This is a genomic window from Lysinibacillus sp. PWR01 (genome assembly GCF_043359455.1).
Taxonomy (GTDB): domain Bacteria; phylum Bacillota; class Bacilli; order Bacillales_A; family Planococcaceae; genus Lysinibacillus; species Lysinibacillus fusiformis_F.
This window is the reverse complement of sequence record NZ_JBHERJ010000073.1, coordinates 277298-293309: the sequence shown is the minus strand read 5'-3', so window position 1 is coordinate 293309 and position 16012 is coordinate 277298. Positions and strand designations below refer to the sequence as shown.

Below are 16012 nucleotides of genomic sequence, written 5' to 3'. Positions count from 1 at the left end.
TATAACAGTATAGGGATAAAAATCCTACATCGTTATTTTGGAATAGAAGGTGATACGATGTCTAAGAAGATATTGTTGGTAGAAGATGAGAAGCATATTGCTCGTTTTGTCGAACTTGAATTACAGCATGAAGGCTATGAAGTGAAAACTGCCTTTGATGGTCGTGAAGGTTTGGCTATGGCAACCTCTGAAAATTTTGATGTACTGTTACTGGATGTCATGTTACCGAGCATTAATGGGATAGAGATTTGCCGTCGTATCCGAACACAATCACAGGTGCCCATTATTTTATTAACGGCACGAGATGCTGTGATGGATCGTGTAGCGGGCCTCGATGCAGGGGCAGATGACTATATCGTCAAGCCTTTTGCAATTGAAGAGCTGCTGGCAAGAATACGGACGATTTTACGTCGTGTCACACCAGAGCAGACAAGCAGTGACTCTTTATGCTTACGGGATATTGAAATAGATGTAGCAGCCTATGAAGTTTTCGTTCAGGGGAATAAACTTGACCTAACAAAGACAGAATATGACTTACTGAAACTATTAATCGAGCACAAAAATAGAGTCTGTACGCGAGAGCATATTTTAACATCCGTTTGGGGCTATGATACGGATATTGAGACCAATGTGGTAGATGTTTATATCAGACATTTACGGACAAAGCTCCCTGGTGCGATGAACGATTATATTGAAACCGTTCGCGGTGTTGGGTATGTGATGCGAGAATGAATAAGTTAAAAGATTATTTACGTCAGCAATCCTTGCAGAAGAAGTGGATGCTGACCTCAAGCAGTGTCATCTTTATTAGTTTTACAATTATTTGTGTAGTCGTCTATCTTTCTCTGCATACGTGGTTATTAAACGATGAGGAGAGTAAGGTCAATCGGACAAGTAAGGATATCATCTCTTTTTTAGAATCACAGGGTCCTACAATTACCATTCAGCAAATTCAGCAAAATACGGGCTTGCTCAAATCGATTGCGGATCGCGATGAGACAGTCCGAATATTTAATGCAGATGGGGTGGATATTTTACTAATCAATGATACCTCTGCTGCTGCACCACTTAGCTCGCTGCAAGAGATTTTTGAGATGACCATTGATAAGCAGGATGTGTTGGTCATCAATGAACCGATACGGATGGGCTTTTTCCAAGGCTATATTCAAGTGATTCATCCTTTAACTAGTTTTCAATCACTCATGCACTATCTATTGACCGCCATGCTGATAGCAGGATTAGGCGCATTAGTGTTATCAGGCTCTATTGGCTATTATTTGGCGAACTATTTAATGAAGCCATTACATGAATTGCGTGCATCCATGAAAACGGTGATGGATCAAGGGTTTAATGAGCCTATACAGCTAACCTATACATCACATGACGAAATTGGTGATTTACTGAAAATGTACAATGCCATGATGTATGAGCTGCAAATTTCATTTACCCAGCAGCAGCAATTCGTCGCCGATGCTTCCCATGAGCTACGTACGCCGATCCAAGCAATTGAAGGGCATCTTTCTCTTTTAAAAAGATGGGGTAAACATGATCCAGCCATATTAGAAGAATCCATTGATACCTCCTTAACAGAAATTGCTCGTATGCGCAAAATGATTGAGGAATTATTAGAGCTTGCACGGCGTGAGGAAAAAGATGAGACAAGTGAGGCAAATGCACTAGTGGTCATTGAAGCAGTGATGGATGAGCTCAAGCTTGTTCATCCACAAGCGCGAATTTTGCTGTCGAAGCATGGTGAAATAGGTCTGTTATTTATCTCCGAAAATGCACTAAGTCAAATTGTTCGTAATATAATAGAGAATGCCATTCGTTATTGTGAAAAAATTCCTGAGATACAAATTTCTATTTCTGTTGCTGGAAATTATGCATGTTTAGAAATTGCTGATAATGGTATAGGAATAGCAGAAGAGGATATTCCGTTTATCTTTGATCGTTTTTATCGAGTGGACGAAGCAAGAAATCGTCAAATTGGTGGAACGGGCTTAGGGCTTAGTATTTCGAAGATGTTACTTGAAAAATACAATGCAACGGTAGAAGTCAAGAGTGAGGTTAATATTGGAACCGTTTTCTTGCTGAAAATCCCGCTAAAATATTAAGAAAAATACATGCTTTATTTCATTATTCTATCCTTTGCGAAAAAAATTGCTTAATTTGCTAAAAAGAGTTGTATTTTTTGTGAAGAGTAGTAAGATTGAGATGGAAAAAACGTTCTTTAAAATATGGAAAAGTAGTGTGAAACATTCTTTTAAAGAACGGCTAAATATTATATAATTAATTGCAATTTAATTAATGGAACTGCCGAAAGGCAAAATTTGGAGGTCATTTTTCATGTCGAACAACGTTACAACTGTAAGTTCTCCATGGTCAGCTTTCTCTGGTCCTAACTTAGGATATGTGATGGAGCAATACGACTTATTCTTACAGTCTCCTGAAGAAGTAGAACCGGAGTTAGTTTCTTTATTCCAACAATTTGGTGCACCAGTAGTAGTAGAAGGTGAAGTAGCTGTAGCTAGTCATACAGCAGCGGCTCCTGCTGGCGATTACAAAAAAGTGTTAGCCGCTGTAAAACTAGCAGATGCAATTCGTTCACGCGGTCATTTAGCGGCAGATATTTATCCTCTGAAAAACCGTGAACTACAAACAGCTCAAATTGAAGAAAGCGCGTTCAACTTAAGCGCTGCAGATTTAGCTGAAATTCCTGCAGCAATCTTCTTCAAAGATGTGCCAGCAAACGTGAAAAATGGTAAGGATGCAATCGAATATTTAAAAGCTATTTATACAGATAAAGTAGCATTTGAATATGGTCACGTAGTAGCTACTGAAGAACGTGATTGGATTCAAGCGCAAATCGAAACAGGCTCATTCAAACAAGCATTATCTGCTGATGAAAAGAAAGCCCTATTAGATCGTTTAACTCGCGTTGAAAATTTCGAGAAATTTATTCATAAAACATTTGTAGGGCAAAAGCGTTTCTCTGGTGAGGGCTTAGATACGCAAATCGTTCTATTTGATGAAATCATTAAAACGGCAGAAGCGAAAAATGTGAAAAACGTACGTATTGGTATGGCACACCGTGGTCGCTTAAACGTTTTAACACACATTTTAAATAAACCTTATGACATGATGTTCTCTGACTTTGCACATGTTTCCAATGATTTATTTATGCCAGAGCATGGCCGCCTTGAAATTACAAAAGGTTGGACAGGTGATGTGAAATACCACATGGGTGCTTCTTACAACCGTGAATCTGGTGTGAATGTGAAATTGGCTTACAACCCATCTCACTTAGAAGTGGGCAATCCAGTCGTACTTGGTGCTACTCGTGCCACACAAGATGATACGTCTAAACCAGGGCAACCTGCCTTCGATCGTACAAAAGGCTTAGGCATTCTTGTGCACGGTGACGCTGCGTTCCCAGGTCAAGGGATTGTAACGGAAGTGTTAAACTTCGCTAAAACTGAAGGCTTTACAACAGGTGGAACAATCCACATTATCGCAAACAATATGATCGGTTTCACAACAGAACATTATGATTCTCGTTCTTCTGTATACTCTTCTGACCCAGCAAAAGGCTATGAAGTGCCAGTAGTCCATGTCAATGCAGATAGCCCAGAGGCAGTAGCACAAGTTGGTCGTTTTGCAGCGAACTACCGTCAAACATTTGGCAAAGACATCATTGTGGACTTAGTAGGTTACCGTCGTCATGGTCATAACGAAACAGATGATCCAACAGTGACAAACCCAGAAACATATAAATTAGTATCTAAACATGAAACAGTGCGTGCATTATATGGTGCACAATTAGTGGCAGAAGGTCTTGTATCTAATGAGGATGTAGCGGCACTAGATACAGCGATCTATGCAGAAATGCAAGCAGCCTATGACCATGTCAAAGAAATGGCAGATAAAGATGATCATCATCATTTAGAAATGCCAGAAGAATTAAAAGTAGAGTTCCCACAAATCGATACAGCAGTTGGTGCGGAGCGTTTAGAAAAAATCAATGAAGAGCTTTTAGTGTTTGAAGAAAACTTCGAACCACAGAAAAAGCTTGGTAAAATTTTAGAAAAACGTCGTGATGCTTATGCATCTGCAAAAATTGACTGGGGCCATGCGGAAACGTTAGCGTATGCAACGATTATCCAAGACGGTACACCAGTACGTTTTACAGGGCAAGATGCTCAACGTGGTACATTCTCTCAACGTCACTTAGTACTACATGATAAAAACAACGGCAATGTCTTCACACCACTACACCATATTTCTGGTGCGAACGCATCCTTTACAGTATACAACTCTCCACTGACTGAAGCTGGGGTAGTAGGCTTTGAGTACGGTTACAATCTAGAAAACAGCCATGTACTAACAGTATGGGAAGCACAATTCGGTGACTTTGCGAATATGGCACAAGTGATGTTTGATAACTTTATTTCAGGGGCACGCTCTAAATGGGGTCAAAAATCTGGACTCGTTATCCTATTACCTCATGGTTATGAAGGTCAAGGTCCAGAGCACTCTTCAAGCCGTATGGAACGCTATTTACAAATGTCAGCTGAAAATAACTGGTTTGTAGCGAACTGTTCAAATGCAGGAAACTACTACCACTTATTACGCCGTCAAGCAGCATTATTAGGTACAGAAGGGGTACGTCCACTTGTAGTCGTATCACCAAAATCATTATTACGTCACCCATTAGCTGCGGCGAATGCTGAGCAATTAGCAAATGGTTCATTCCAAGAAGTGATTGAACAACCAGGCTTAGGCGCTAAACCAGAAGCTGTAGAGCGCATCGTTTTAGGTACTGGTAAAGTGATGATCGACATAGCAGAGCGCGTGAAAGACGGCGAAGGCTTCGATCACCTACACATTATCCGTGTAGAACAACTTTACCCATTCCCAAAAGAGCAAGTTGCTGGTATCATTGCTAAGTATCCTAATGTGAAAGAGATCGTTTGGGTACAAGAAGAACCTAAAAACCAAGGCTCATGGAATTATGCACTAGAAACATTATATGCACTTTCAGAAGGTAAAAAGCTTCGCTATGTAGGTCGTCCTGCAATGAGCTCAACTTCTGAAGGAGATGCAGATTCTCATAAAGCAGCACAAGCAGCTCTTATTGAAGAAGCGGTTGCTGAGTCAGTAAAGGTTAAATAATCACATATCAATTTTTGAAACTGGGCTACTTGCCCTTAAGCAGTAGCCCTTCTATGTGCGTCATGCACGTTAATCAAAGGAGGAAATGAAAGTGGCTGAAATTAAAGTCCCTGAATTAGCAGAATCGATTACAGAAGGTAGTATCGCACAGTGGGTAAAAAAAGTGGGCGATCGCGTTGAAAAAGGTGAATTCATCGTTGAACTTGAAACAGATAAAGTAAACGCTGAGATCATTTCTGAAGAAGCAGGTGTATTAACACAAATTTTAGCTGAAGAAGGCGATACTGTACTAGTTGGTCAAGTTATCGCAGTAGTAGAAGCAGGCGAAGGCGCAGCAGCAGCTCCAGCGGCAGCACCAACTGAAGCAGCTCCAGCTCCAGCAGCGCCACAAGCAGCACCTGCACCAGTTGCAGCGGCTCCAGTAGTAGAAGAAACTTCTGGTGAGCGTGTAGTTGCATCGCCAGCAGCACGTCGTCTTGCACGTGAAAAAGGTATTGACCTTGCAGCGGTATCTCCAGTAGATCCACAAGGACGCGTACGTGTACAAGATGTAGCAGCACATGGTACAGCACCAGCTGTAGCACCAGTAGCAGCACCTACATCAGTAGCAACTTCAGGTGGCCCAGTAGTATTCACACCAGCGGCTAATTCTGACCGTGTAACAATTGAAAAAATGAGCCGTCGTCGTCAAACAATTGCAAAACGTTTATTAGAAGTGAAACAATCAACAGCAATGTTAACAACATTCAACGAAATTGACATGACAAACATCATGGCACTTCGTAAACGTAAACAAGAAGAGTTTGTGAAAGCAAACGACATCAAACTTGGTTTCATGTCATTCTTTACAAAAGCTGTTGTTGCAGCACTGAAAAAATACCCATACGTAAACGCTCAAATCTCTGGCGATGAAATTCATTTAAATAACTTCTTTGATATCGGTATTGCTGTATCAACTGAAGAAGGTTTAGTCGTACCAGTTGTACGCGATGCAAACAGCAAAAACTTCGCTGAAATCGAAAAAGATATCGCTAACTTAGCGACAAAAGCTCGTGATAAAAAATTAGGCCTAAATGACATGGCTGGTGGATCATTCACAATCACAAACGGTGGTGTATTCGGTTCATTAATGTCAACACCAATTATGAACGGTACGCAAGCTGGTATTTTAGGTATGCACTCAATTGTTAACCGTCCAGTTGGCGTAAATGGTGAAGTTCAAATCCGTCCAATGATGTATGTAGCACTTTCTTACGATCACCGTATCATCGATGGAAAAGATTCTGTAGGATTCTTAAAAACAGTTAAAGAATTAATCGAAAATCCTGAAGATTTATTATTAAATTCATAATGCCATTAAACCCTGCGAACAATGTTCAGCAGGGTTTTTTTGTGCATGACGAAAGGTTTTGACCGATTCTATTTTTGAAAGAGTACGAATGTTATATCGTTTAGAGGAGCCAAAAGAAATAAACACAACTTTTCTCACAGAGAGCATATACGCTCTAATAAAAATTTGTTGTAATTTTCGGAAATATCGATGAAAGCTCAACGATTTAAAATGGATAGGGAACGCACAATACCCTAATATTGTCATTAGTCAGAAAAATGTTAAAACTGTCTTGACGAACATATTAGTTTTATAGTAGTATCTAAATATCAATTAAATAAACAAACCTCACGAATATTTACCAGTGAGGTAGAGGCGCGGTATTTATTAGTTCATTGTAGAGTACAAGCAAGCGAAGACGCAATGAAGAAGGAAATATCGCCGAAGTATAAAAGGAGCTCGTACTTTTATACTGGGTCTGCAGTGAATAAGTGCAGGACTGTCCTAGTAAATGGATTTCCAGATTTACTAGGTTGTGCTATCTCGGAAACATGGAAATTATAGTGAGGATTTGGGCAACTGTCATAAAAGGTAAGACCTAAGTTCAATATACTTAGGTCTTTTTTAGTACAGTTGTCTTATTTTTTTACAGAAAAGGGGAGTTTTTCATGAAAAGAAAATGGTTGTTAGTAATGATCTCTATCATGACGGCAATTGTGCTAGCTGCATGTGGCACAAGTGACAAAAAAGAGGGCGGTTCAGGTGATGCTGGAGCTGACAAAGAAGAAGGCGGCGGTGAATTCCGAATTGGAATGGAGGCTGGCTACCCACCGTTCAACTGGACACAGCAAGACGATGCGAATGGCGCTGTGAAAATAGCGGATAATGCAGAGTATGCAGGCGGCTATGATGTACAAATGGCGAAGAAAATCGCTGAAGGTTTAGGCAAAGAGTTAGTCATTGTTAAAATGGAGTGGGACGGATTAGTGCCAGCGCTACAATCGAACAAAATTGATGCGATTATCGCAGGGATGTCACCAACAGAAGAACGTAAGAAAACAATTGATTTTACAGAAAACTATTACACTTCTGATTTTGTGATGGTTATTAAAAAAGGTAGCAAATATGAAGATGCAAAATCGATTCAAGATTTCTCAGGTGCTAAAATTACATCACAATTAAATACATCAAACTACACAGTGATTGATCAAATCAAAGGCGTAGAAAAACAAACGGCAATGGAAAGCTTCCCAGCAATGCGTGTGGCTTTAGAAGCAGGTAAAATTGATGGCTATGTAGCTGAACGTCCAGAGGGTATTTCTGCTGCTGCTGCCAACGATAAGTTCACATATGTAGCATTTGAAGAAGGTTTTGATACAGATCCATCAAATACTTCAATTGCTGTAGGCTTACGTAAGGACGACGCAAATCGTGAAAAAATCAATGAAGTCCTAAAAGGCATTTCGGAAGACGATCGTCAAGCGATTATGGAAGAAGCTATTTCGCAACAACCAGCAGCACAATAATGACAAGGCACGGGCTAGTTGCTAGTCCGTGCATGATCATTTCATCATTATCAAAATGAGAACCTCTCTACATAATGATAATGTCCTAGCGTGACAAAACATAGAATGGTAGAAAGAGCTAGGACACAAAAGAAATAAGCAAGCAAGATGACATTGTTAGGAGGAACATCATGAGTCTTGAATGGATACTTTCAATTATTGAAAACAACTGGCAAATGTTTTTACGAGGTGCGTATTATACGTTACTGATTTCGAGTATTAGTACAATTATTGGTGCATTTATCGGATTTTTCATCGGAATTATGCATACGATTCCAGTTCGTAAAAAAGGTGTGAAATTTTATAGCTTAAAGCTCATTAATTTTATACTGACATGCTATGTTGAATTTTTCCGTGGTACACCAATGATTGTACAGGCTATGGTTGTCTACTACGGATTAGATATCGCATTCGGTATCGATATGCACTTTATTACAGCAGGTATTTTAGTCGTTTCCCTCAATACAGGGGCATACATGGCAGAAATTGTTCGTGGCGGCATTGTATCGATTGATAATGGTCAATACGAGGCAGCATCAGCAATTGGTATGAATCACTTCCAAATTATGATTCACGTTGTCTTACCACAAGTAGCGCGTAACGTCTTACCAGCGACTGGTAACCAATTAATTATGAATATTAAAGATACAGCCGTTTTAAATGTCATTGGGGTAACGGAATTATTCTTCCAAACTAAATCAATTTCAGGTAACAACTTCCGCTATTTCGAATCATTCTTTGTTGCATGTATTCTTTATTTCATCATGACATTTACCGCATCACGCATTCTTCTTTACGTTGAAAAACGTCTAGATGGACCTGATGCCTATCAAAAAGAACAAAAAGAAGCCGTATAGGGGGACGCACAAATGGCAGTCATTAAAATCGAACATTTAAGTAAATCATTTGGACGTAACCAAGTGTTAAAAGATGTGAATTTCCAAGTGGAAAAAGGGGAGGTAGTTTGTTTAATTGGCTCCTCTGGCTCTGGTAAATCCACACTGCTTCGTTGCATTAATTTATTAGAAACGCCAAGTGGCGGTCAAATTATTTATAAAGGGGAAGACATCTTAGATGAAAAGCACAATATTCAAGAATATCGTACACATCTAGGCATGGTGTTCCAGCAGTTCAATTTATTTAACAACCACAACGTCATAAGTAATTGCACAGTGGGCCAAGTCAAAGTGTTAAAACGTTCGAAAAAAGAAGCAGAAGAAACGGCGCTTAAATATTTGAAAATCGTTGGCATGGATCAATATGTGAATGCCAAGCCGCGTCAGCTTTCAGGCGGACAAAAGCAGCGTGTAGCCATCGCTCGCGCCTTATCGATGAATCCAGATGTAATGCTATTTGATGAGCCAACATCCGCATTAGACCCGGAAATGGTGGGTGAGGTATTAAAGGTCATGCGTCAGCTAGCAGATGAGGGCAATACGATGCTCATCGTGACACATGAGATGGAATTTGCCAAAGAAGTGGCAGATCGTGTTGTCTTTATGGATAAAGGCGTAATTGTCGAAGAAGGCCCTCCAGCACAAGTGTTAGTTAATCCGTTACATGAACGTACGAAGGAATTTTTAAAGCGTACTTTAAAATAAGCACAAAAAAGGTGAGTCCAACCAGTTGGACTCACTTATTTTCTAGAATTCCATTCTGCATAAAGCACAAAGCAGATTGCGAATGCTACAGCAATGATAAAAAACCATTGCGGAACACCACCAAAACTCATCATAACACCTCAAATTTTCATTTTTTTTGGATAGAATAGGTATAGTATTTCTTTTTTCTCCACAAAAGACCAAAAATATTATAGAATAAGCAATAGACATTAGCTTTTGCTAGTAAAGAGAGGTAGAGAGAATATGTTACATTTAAAATGGAAAGATGCGCCAACATTACGAACGGTTACTTGCAAACATACAAATGCATCAAAATACTTAGTATCCAACGTATTAACAGTAGGGAAAGAATATGAAGTGAAAAATGAAACAGAAGAGTTCATTTTTATCATCGACAATACAGGTAATGTCGGTGGCTACTATAAAGATTATTTTGAATAAAAACAAACAGGGTGGTTCAGAACTTTTACTGAGCCACCCATTTTTTCGTTAATCTCGCCGATAGCTGCTAGCACCCGCCACATCCTGTAGCTGTTGTTTCTCTTGTTCAGTTGCCGTATGCAGGGCAAATACATCTTTAATCGCTGTTTGCAGCTCTTGCTGTGTTTCTTTAAATTTCGAAACTTGCTGTTCAAACGAGGGACTAGAGAAGCGATCATGGGCCTGTGATAATCGTTCCTCTAAACGTGCATAATGATGATCCATATGCATGGACAGCATCATCGCCAGTTGGTTTTTCCAGAGTGGAATCAAGGTAACGATAGAAAACTCGATTTTTTCTGCTAACGTTTGATTGGCCTGCTGAATCATACGGATTTGAGGAGCTGTTTGCAGGGCGACTTGCTGTGATACTTGTAAATCGTAAATACGTTGATCCAGTCTTTCAATTTGAGCAGCAAAGTCATTTAATTGCTGGATCGCAAGTGGCTGCTTGGTTGCTTGGACACTTGTTATTTGTGCAGGTAGCTCTACCTCAATGGCTTGCTGCTTTTTCATTTGTCCTGCGGCAATGGCTGTTGCCAATTCCTCAAAAAAACCTCGATTATGGGCATATAGCGCCTCTAAGTTTTCAACATCCTTTATCAGCTGAAGCTGTGCACGTTCCAGCTGAACACCAATACGTTCCACCTGTATACTAATACGTTCAAATTCTGTTAGCGTTTGCTTTACAGTAGGCTCGGTTTTGCCAAAGATTTTTTTGAAAAAGGTTTGCTTCTTCGGTTCCAAAGCGGTCGGGTCTACTCGATCTAACGTCTGCATTAAAGAATCGAGCATTTGACCAATTTTTGTGACGTCCTTTTGCTTTACTTGAGCAAGCATGCGGTCGGCAAATTGAGACAGAGCTCGCTGTGAATCTTGCCCAAGGGACAGCAATGATTCAAAATCAGTCAACTTGATTTGACTGGCATACAGTAATGCACGACTTTGCGCAAGAGGCGATAGCGTTTCATAAGTCGCCATCGCCTCGTTTTGTGGAGTTGTTTCTAAATAGGATTGGACTAGTGGAGAAAGCCCTGGTATGGTATTTAGTTGAAATGCGTGTTCGTTTGCTGTCATTTATCATCGCCTCGCCAGTCCAATTGTTCTCTACGTCTAAGATTGGAACGATTTGCGAATTCAATCTCCATTTGCAGATGATCGATATCATTAGCAAGCGCATCCTTTAAATCAATTTGAATCGTATCATTCAAATCAGTCAGGGTTTCACGTGTTTTGGATAAGGTCAATTGAATTTCCTTATCCTTCACTGGCTGCTTGGAAAGCATCGTATATTTATCCGTTAATTCCACAGCAGAAGGTAGGTGTGCATAGAAAAATGGTTCCACATTATAAAATTTACGTGGGTCTGTCTTGACGATTTTGACGATATTTTTTGAGATACGCGTCATTTCAAGTAGTTGTTTAAAAGCAGAAACAGAACGTACACGTAAATAGTTTTGACTCAATGTTTGAATATGCTTATTAGCTGTTAATACTTGTGTTTCAATGTGTTTGAATTCTTCTTTTGTGATGCCTGCTATTTGCATGACTTTCTTTTTTTGTCTATGTTTCAGCAACGCTGTACTCGTCGCATAGGAACCCGCAAACAGTAAACCACCAAGGAAGAATCCAGGATTTGCCGCAATTGCTGCGATAGAAACAGTCGTGAGCGAAATAAGAAAGCTGGCACTATGTCTAGAGAAAAACTGTCCGACACTAAGCATTGTTTCATCCTCCTTGCTTTTCAATATGTCTATCTTCTTATACGAAATAATCGACATAAAGTTTCATTGAAAATTAATCCCTTACATAAATTTTACTGCTATTTGTGAACTTTCTCAATGATAATACATAGAATAAGTGAGTTGTTTCGATGAATTAGTCGATTTTGTCCTCTTAAGGAGTCATTTAGATCGCTTTTTTTCAATTCAAGAGCGGTTTCTGCCTCAGAGAGAGCGGTTAAGTGAGATCCATGAGCGGCTTCGGCATCGAGATGAGCGGTTTATTATCTAAGAAGAGCGCCTTCATCCAAAAGAATGAAGTAGTGAAGGCCTTGTATGAAACTTTTTCCAAGTAAATTCGTAACTGATACAAAGGGGGATAGATCATGTCGAAAATTTTTCTGGTGTCTATTACTAAAAACATTGATGATCAAGTAAGTGAGCAAAAAGTGAAAGAAAAAGTCTTTGAGAAAAAATCAAAGTTAAAAGCGTATTTAAACAAAGAAGGGTATATGAAGGAATCTAAAAATCAATATGTGAAAATCACGGACGAATCAATATTTGTTGCTGCGATTCAGAAAATAAAAATCAAATAATAATCATAAGGTCATGTTCCTACGAGCATGACTTTTTAAATGTGTTTTTAAAGACATTTAAAAAGCCAGACATTAAACAATGTCTGACTCCATACGTATATAGCCTTTTAAATCGTCGGATAGTTCTAATGAAAATGAATTGGAATCGGCTTGGGGGCTAACGCCTTTTTGGACAAAAAGGAGGAATTCATTGAGTGCCTTTTCTGAGCCCTCCACTTCCACTTCAATTTGCTCTGCGTCATTCAATCGACAGTATCCTTTTAACCCTAATTCAATCGCTTTTTGCTTGATGAAGAAACGATAGCCTGTGCCATAGACATCACCAAAAAATTTTATACTTGCTCGTTTGTTCAAGGGAATACCTCCTACTTAATGAGGGAGAGGGATGAACCTCTCCTTTTATTGCATGACACGTTCTTTTTCTAAATAGGCAATTAAGTTATTAATGTAATAAAGCACATGCTTAGATGCCTCATCGACCTCTTTTAGATGCACATCGGCTTGCTCGATATGACCCGTTTTATGGGCTTCAGCGGCAAGCTTCGCTGATTCATGGACGCGTAAATGATAGCCATCTAACTCATGATAGTCCTGTAAATGACCGAAACGTTCGACTGTACGAGGTGCTGTGTACCATTTGCCAAGTCGACAGTCTCGATGCGAAGAAACATCGCTTGGATCAACGTTTTCTAGGCCAAGGAACATGTTATAAATGCGCCATTTCCATAAAATATGATCCGCCTTCGATAATTGTAATAGAGCAATAGATGAAAGCTGAACATTATTGTTAGCAATGAGATCATTACGGAAACGGTTAATTTCTTTCCCTAATAAATGAATATCGCTAGATGTATTATGACTATAATCACGAATATCTTCTTGTAAGCTTGAAATTTCGATCATTCTTGCTGAGACTTCATCAATTGCGGCTGCTTGCTCCTGGGAAATGGCTGCCGTATTTGTCACATCTAAATTAATACCTTCAATCGCTTGAACAATGGCATTTAATAATGGTAACGAATCTTTTGCTTCAACGGTTGCTTCTTTAATAATGGCTGTAGTATCAGTAATCGAGTTAGATACATCATTGGAATAACTCTTTAAATGATGGACATTCGCAGATACTTCACTTAGCGCAGATACCGTGTTTTCAGCAAGCTTTCTTACTTCCTGTGCAACAACCGCAAAGCCTTTCCCATGTTCACCAGCACGCGCAGCTTCAATGGAGGCATTCAGTGCGAGGAGGTTGGTTTGATCGGCGATTTGATTGATTAATGTGACAACCTGCTCAATATCATTTACCCGTTTTTGCAATTCTGAAAATGATTCTACAATGGAAGTAAATGTTTCTTCTGTTTTAAAGATTTCCGATAAGGCATGCTCAATTGCGTTTTTCCCTTTCGTTGCATGGTCAACAGATTCGGTTGTTTTCTCAGATATATGAGAAGACATGCGCGCAACCTCATTGATAGAAGCGGCGATCTGTTCTGTAGCAGCTGTAGAGGATTGGATTTCTTCATTTTGCTTATCTAGGCTAAAAACTAAATCCTTCATGTACATAATTTTGGCATTGACATCCATTAAAGAGGATACTTCTCCTACCACATTTTCAATAATACGCTCCGTCAACACCTCCACCAATAGCTCTTGATCGACATTGACAGCGGATTGGAATGATTTCATATATTGAAATGCTTTATTCGGCTTGATACCAAAGTTGTATAAAATATATGTAGTAATGTAGAAGGCAAATTGGTTGAATACAACAATTAATTTACCAGGCTCGTATTGATGCTTGCGGAATAGATTGAAAAATTTGACAGTTTCGTCTACATAATGATCATCACGTGTTCCTAAGAAAAACTGTGTTAAATATTGATTAATATTTTCTTCACTAATGGTTAATTGAGAGGTAGGGGATATCTCGCTTAAATAATGATGAAAAATGGCATTCATGGAAGGGGTAATATCTTTGAGCTTTTGATAGAGTGCCTTTAAGTGCTCTTCATCCTGTGAAGAGAAATGGTTGAATGCCAGAGTTTTGTGAAATCGGCCTGTTGCATGTAAATCTGTACCACGTTTTAGTAGCTCTTCTAGCTCTGCTTTAGGTCGAATGCTTGAAAACATAAAAATACCTCCAAAAAGTATGTATAATAAGGTAATAATAGCATAATTCAGGTGGTTTTAATAGACATTTCAGTTGTGTTTGCTAAAATGAAACTATCTTATGACAGCAAGGAATGGGCAAATATGTATACAATTATTTACATGAAAGCGGACTATGAGCCTTGGTGGAAATTTGAAGGCTGGGAAGCTTATATTCAAACAGAAGATACATTTGATACGAAGGAGCTCTTTGAACGTGCATTACAGCAAAAATTAGCACATTTCCGCTCCTCTTATGATAATGAGGCGACGAAGGAAGAGCAGTATTGGGCCTTTTGGTCTGAGGATGAAAGCTTTTATTGTGAGGCTTGCGATGATGATGCACAAGTATATCATGGAATAATTGCGTGTAAAATAGAGGAGAAGTAAAATAATTTTGAAATAAAGTAAAAAAACATTTTTTCTTTATTTGACAAAATTATGAATGGCAGTTATACTTAAGTTAACAATTTAATTGCTTCACCGGTAACATGAATTCACATATTACAAAAAGTGATCGCGTTAGTTCGGTACTCTTTGTAATATGTGAATTTTTTTCATTCGCTGAAGAAATTACATATTGTTCACTTTTATTTTTTGGAGGTTTTCTTAAATGAAACAAGGTACAGTAAAATGGTTTAACTCAGAAAAAGGTTTTGGATTCATCGAAGTTGAAGGTGAAAACGACGTATTCGTACACTTCTCAGCTATCCAAGGCGAAGGTTTCAAAACTCTTGACGAAGGTCAAAAAGTGGAATTCGAAGTTGTAGATGGCAACCGCGGACCACAAGCTGCTAACGTAACTAAACTTTAATTCTCAGTAATTAAAACTACTTTCGTTAAACCCAAGACATCCTATGCAAATAGGATGTCTTTTTTGTATCATTTAAAAGTTTAAGGATTACAAATCCTATTTTAGGTTAAATATATAGTAGTGGCGGATAGCAGCGATAAAGTAGCGGATAGAACTGTAGGAATGAGGGATAGCTGTAGAAGTAGCGGATAAGCTTGCGAAAGTGAAGGATAGCGCTAAAAAAGAAGCGGTTAGAACTGCGAAAGTGAAGGACAGCGCTATAAAAGAAGCGGTTAGAACTGTAGGAATGAGAGATCGCTGTAAAAGAAGCGGATAGCCTTGCAAAAGTGAAGGATAGCTCTACAAAAGTAGCGGTTAGAACTGCAAGAATGAGGGATAGCTGTAAAAGAAGCGGATAAGCTTGCAAAAGTGAAGGATAGCTCTACAAAAGAAGCGGTTAGAACTGCAAAAGTGAAGGATAGCACTATAAAAGAAGCGGTTAGAACTGCAAGAATGAGGGTTCGCTGTAAAAGTAGCGGATAAGCTTGCAAAAGTGAAGGATAGCTCTACAAAAGTAGTGGTTAGAAC

15 protein-coding genes and 1 riboswitch are annotated in these 16012 nt (G+C 39.1%); of the genes, 11 read left to right on the top strand and 4 right to left on the bottom strand.

Features of this window, described 5'->3' with window-relative positions; all coding sequences use genetic code 11:
- Window positions 1–57: 57 nt before the first annotated feature.
- The 8 genes from ACEVFT_RS16140 to ACEVFT_RS16105 all read left to right on the top strand — a co-directional run bounded on the left by ACEVFT_RS16140 (window position 58) and on the right by ACEVFT_RS16105 (window position 10130).
- A complete protein-coding gene (locus ACEVFT_RS16140; protein WP_342534687.1) occupies window positions 58–732 on the top strand; it encodes a response regulator transcription factor in 675 nt (224 codons plus the stop codon).
- On the top strand, window positions 729–2114 hold the full coding sequence (locus tag ACEVFT_RS16135; protein ID WP_393950712.1) for a HAMP domain-containing sensor histidine kinase: 1386 nt from the start codon (window positions 729–731) through the stop codon (window positions 2112–2114). The genes ACEVFT_RS16140 and ACEVFT_RS16135 overlap by 4 nt, the downstream gene beginning before the upstream one ends.
- 232 nt (window positions 2115–2346) lie before the next feature.
- Window positions 2347–5172, top strand: a complete 2826-nt coding sequence (locus tag ACEVFT_RS16130; RefSeq protein WP_393950711.1) for a 2-oxoglutarate dehydrogenase E1 component — start codon at window positions 2347–2349, stop codon at window positions 5170–5172.
- A gap of 91 nt (window positions 5173–5263) precedes the next feature.
- Window positions 5264–6523: a 2-oxoglutarate dehydrogenase complex dihydrolipoyllysine-residue succinyltransferase gene (gene odhB, locus ACEVFT_RS16125; RefSeq protein ID WP_205443445.1), complete on the top strand. Its 1260-nt coding sequence runs from the start codon at window positions 5264–5266 to the stop codon at window positions 6521–6523.
- Window positions 6524–6864: 341 nt separating this feature from the next.
- Window positions 6865–7051, top strand: a riboswitch (Lysine riboswitch).
- Between the two features lie 119 nt (window positions 7052–7170).
- Window positions 7171–8028 carry a transporter substrate-binding domain-containing protein gene (locus tag ACEVFT_RS16120; RefSeq protein WP_342443633.1) on the top strand — a complete coding sequence of 286 codons (858 nt, stop codon included), beginning with the start codon at window positions 7171–7173 and terminating at the stop codon, window positions 8026–8028.
- A gap of 170 nt (window positions 8029–8198) precedes the next feature.
- The gene (locus ACEVFT_RS16115) at window positions 8199–8924 is read left to right on the top strand and encodes an amino acid ABC transporter permease (protein ID WP_205443448.1); all 726 of its coding nucleotides are present in this window, start codon (window positions 8199–8201) and stop codon (window positions 8922–8924) included.
- A gap of 12 nt (window positions 8925–8936) precedes the next feature.
- Complete coding sequence (locus tag ACEVFT_RS16110; protein ID WP_205443450.1) at window positions 8937–9668, top strand: amino acid ABC transporter ATP-binding protein; 732 nt, start codon at window positions 8937–8939, stop codon at window positions 9666–9668.
- A gap of 264 nt (window positions 9669–9932) precedes the next feature.
- Window positions 9933–10130, top strand: a complete 198-nt coding sequence (locus ACEVFT_RS16105; protein WP_016994029.1) for a DUF6501 family protein — start codon at window positions 9933–9935, stop codon at window positions 10128–10130.
- A gap of 48 nt (window positions 10131–10178) precedes the next feature.
- Here ACEVFT_RS16105 and ACEVFT_RS16100 read toward each other — a convergent pair whose 3' ends face one another.
- A complete protein-coding gene (locus ACEVFT_RS16100) occupies window positions 10179–11246 on the bottom strand; it encodes a toxic anion resistance protein (protein WP_205443451.1) in 1068 nt (355 codons plus the stop codon).
- Complete coding sequence (locus ACEVFT_RS16095) at window positions 11243–11893, bottom strand: 5-bromo-4-chloroindolyl phosphate hydrolysis family protein (protein WP_004230101.1); 651 nt, start codon at window positions 11891–11893, stop codon at window positions 11243–11245. Before ACEVFT_RS16095 ends, ACEVFT_RS16100 begins: the two co-directional genes overlap by 4 nt.
- Window positions 11894–12276: 383 nt before the next feature.
- Here ACEVFT_RS16095 and ACEVFT_RS16090 point away from each other — a divergent pair, with 383 nt between their 5' ends.
- Entirely contained in the window at window positions 12277–12486 is a 210-nt protein-coding gene (locus ACEVFT_RS16090) for a hypothetical protein (RefSeq protein WP_205443453.1), read from the top strand.
- Between the two features lie 72 nt (window positions 12487–12558).
- On the opposite strand, the gene ACEVFT_RS16085 is transcribed toward ACEVFT_RS16090, so the two are convergent.
- Together ACEVFT_RS16085 and ACEVFT_RS16080 are read right to left on the bottom strand one after the other, a co-directional pair.
- Entirely contained in the window at window positions 12559–12840 is a 282-nt protein-coding gene (locus ACEVFT_RS16085) for an acylphosphatase (RefSeq protein ID WP_342534691.1), read from the bottom strand.
- Window positions 12841–12885: 45 nt separating this feature from the next.
- A complete protein-coding gene (locus tag ACEVFT_RS16080; RefSeq protein WP_393950710.1) occupies window positions 12886–14613 on the bottom strand; it encodes a methyl-accepting chemotaxis protein in 1728 nt (575 codons plus the stop codon).
- A gap of 51 nt (window positions 14614–14664) precedes the next feature.
- On the opposite strand from ACEVFT_RS16080, the gene ACEVFT_RS16075 reads away from it, so the two are divergent.
- Both ACEVFT_RS16075 and ACEVFT_RS16070 read left to right on the top strand, forming a co-directional pair.
- Complete coding sequence (locus ACEVFT_RS16075; RefSeq protein ID WP_393950709.1) at window positions 14665–15021, top strand: DUF1033 family protein; 357 nt, start codon at window positions 14665–14667, stop codon at window positions 15019–15021.
- A gap of 223 nt (window positions 15022–15244) precedes the next feature.
- Complete coding sequence (locus ACEVFT_RS16070) at window positions 15245–15445, top strand: cold-shock protein (protein WP_004230088.1); 201 nt, start codon at window positions 15245–15247, stop codon at window positions 15443–15445.
- Window positions 15446–16012 lie beyond the last annotated feature (567 nt).

Excerpts from the sequence above, each read along its gene's own strand:
- ACEVFT_RS16140 (WP_342534687.1), top strand. The coding sequence starts at position 58 with ATGTCTAAGAAGATATTGTTGGTAGAAGATGAGAAGCATATTGCTCGT.
- ACEVFT_RS16135 (WP_393950712.1), top strand. The coding sequence starts at position 729 with ATGAATAAGTTAAAAGATTATTTACGTCAGCAATCCTTGCAGAAGAAG.
- ACEVFT_RS16130 (WP_393950711.1), top strand. The coding sequence starts at position 2,347 with ATGTCGAACAACGTTACAACTGTAAGTTCTCCATGGTCAGCTTTCTCT.
- ACEVFT_RS16120 (WP_342443633.1), top strand. The coding sequence starts at position 7,171 with ATGAAAAGAAAATGGTTGTTAGTAATGATCTCTATCATGACGGCAATT.
- ACEVFT_RS16115 (WP_205443448.1), top strand. The coding sequence starts at position 8,199 with ATGAGTCTTGAATGGATACTTTCAATTATTGAAAACAACTGGCAAATG.
- ACEVFT_RS16110 (WP_205443450.1), top strand. The coding sequence starts at position 8,937 with ATGGCAGTCATTAAAATCGAACATTTAAGTAAATCATTTGGACGTAAC.
- ACEVFT_RS16105 (WP_016994029.1), top strand. The coding sequence starts at position 9,933 with ATGTTACATTTAAAATGGAAAGATGCGCCAACATTACGAACGGTTACT.
- ACEVFT_RS16100 (WP_205443451.1), bottom strand. The coding sequence starts at position 11,246 with ATGACAGCAAACGAACACGCATTTCAACTAAATACCATACCAGGGCTT.
- ACEVFT_RS16095 (WP_004230101.1), bottom strand. The coding sequence starts at position 11,893 with ATGCTTAGTGTCGGACAGTTTTTCTCTAGACATAGTGCCAGCTTTCTT.
- ACEVFT_RS16090 (WP_205443453.1), top strand. The coding sequence starts at position 12,277 with ATGTCGAAAATTTTTCTGGTGTCTATTACTAAAAACATTGATGATCAA.
- ACEVFT_RS16080 (WP_393950710.1), bottom strand. The coding sequence starts at position 14,613 with ATGTTTTCAAGCATTCGACCTAAAGCAGAGCTAGAAGAGCTACTAAAA.
- ACEVFT_RS16070 (WP_004230088.1), top strand. The coding sequence starts at position 15,245 with ATGAAACAAGGTACAGTAAAATGGTTTAACTCAGAAAAAGGTTTTGGA.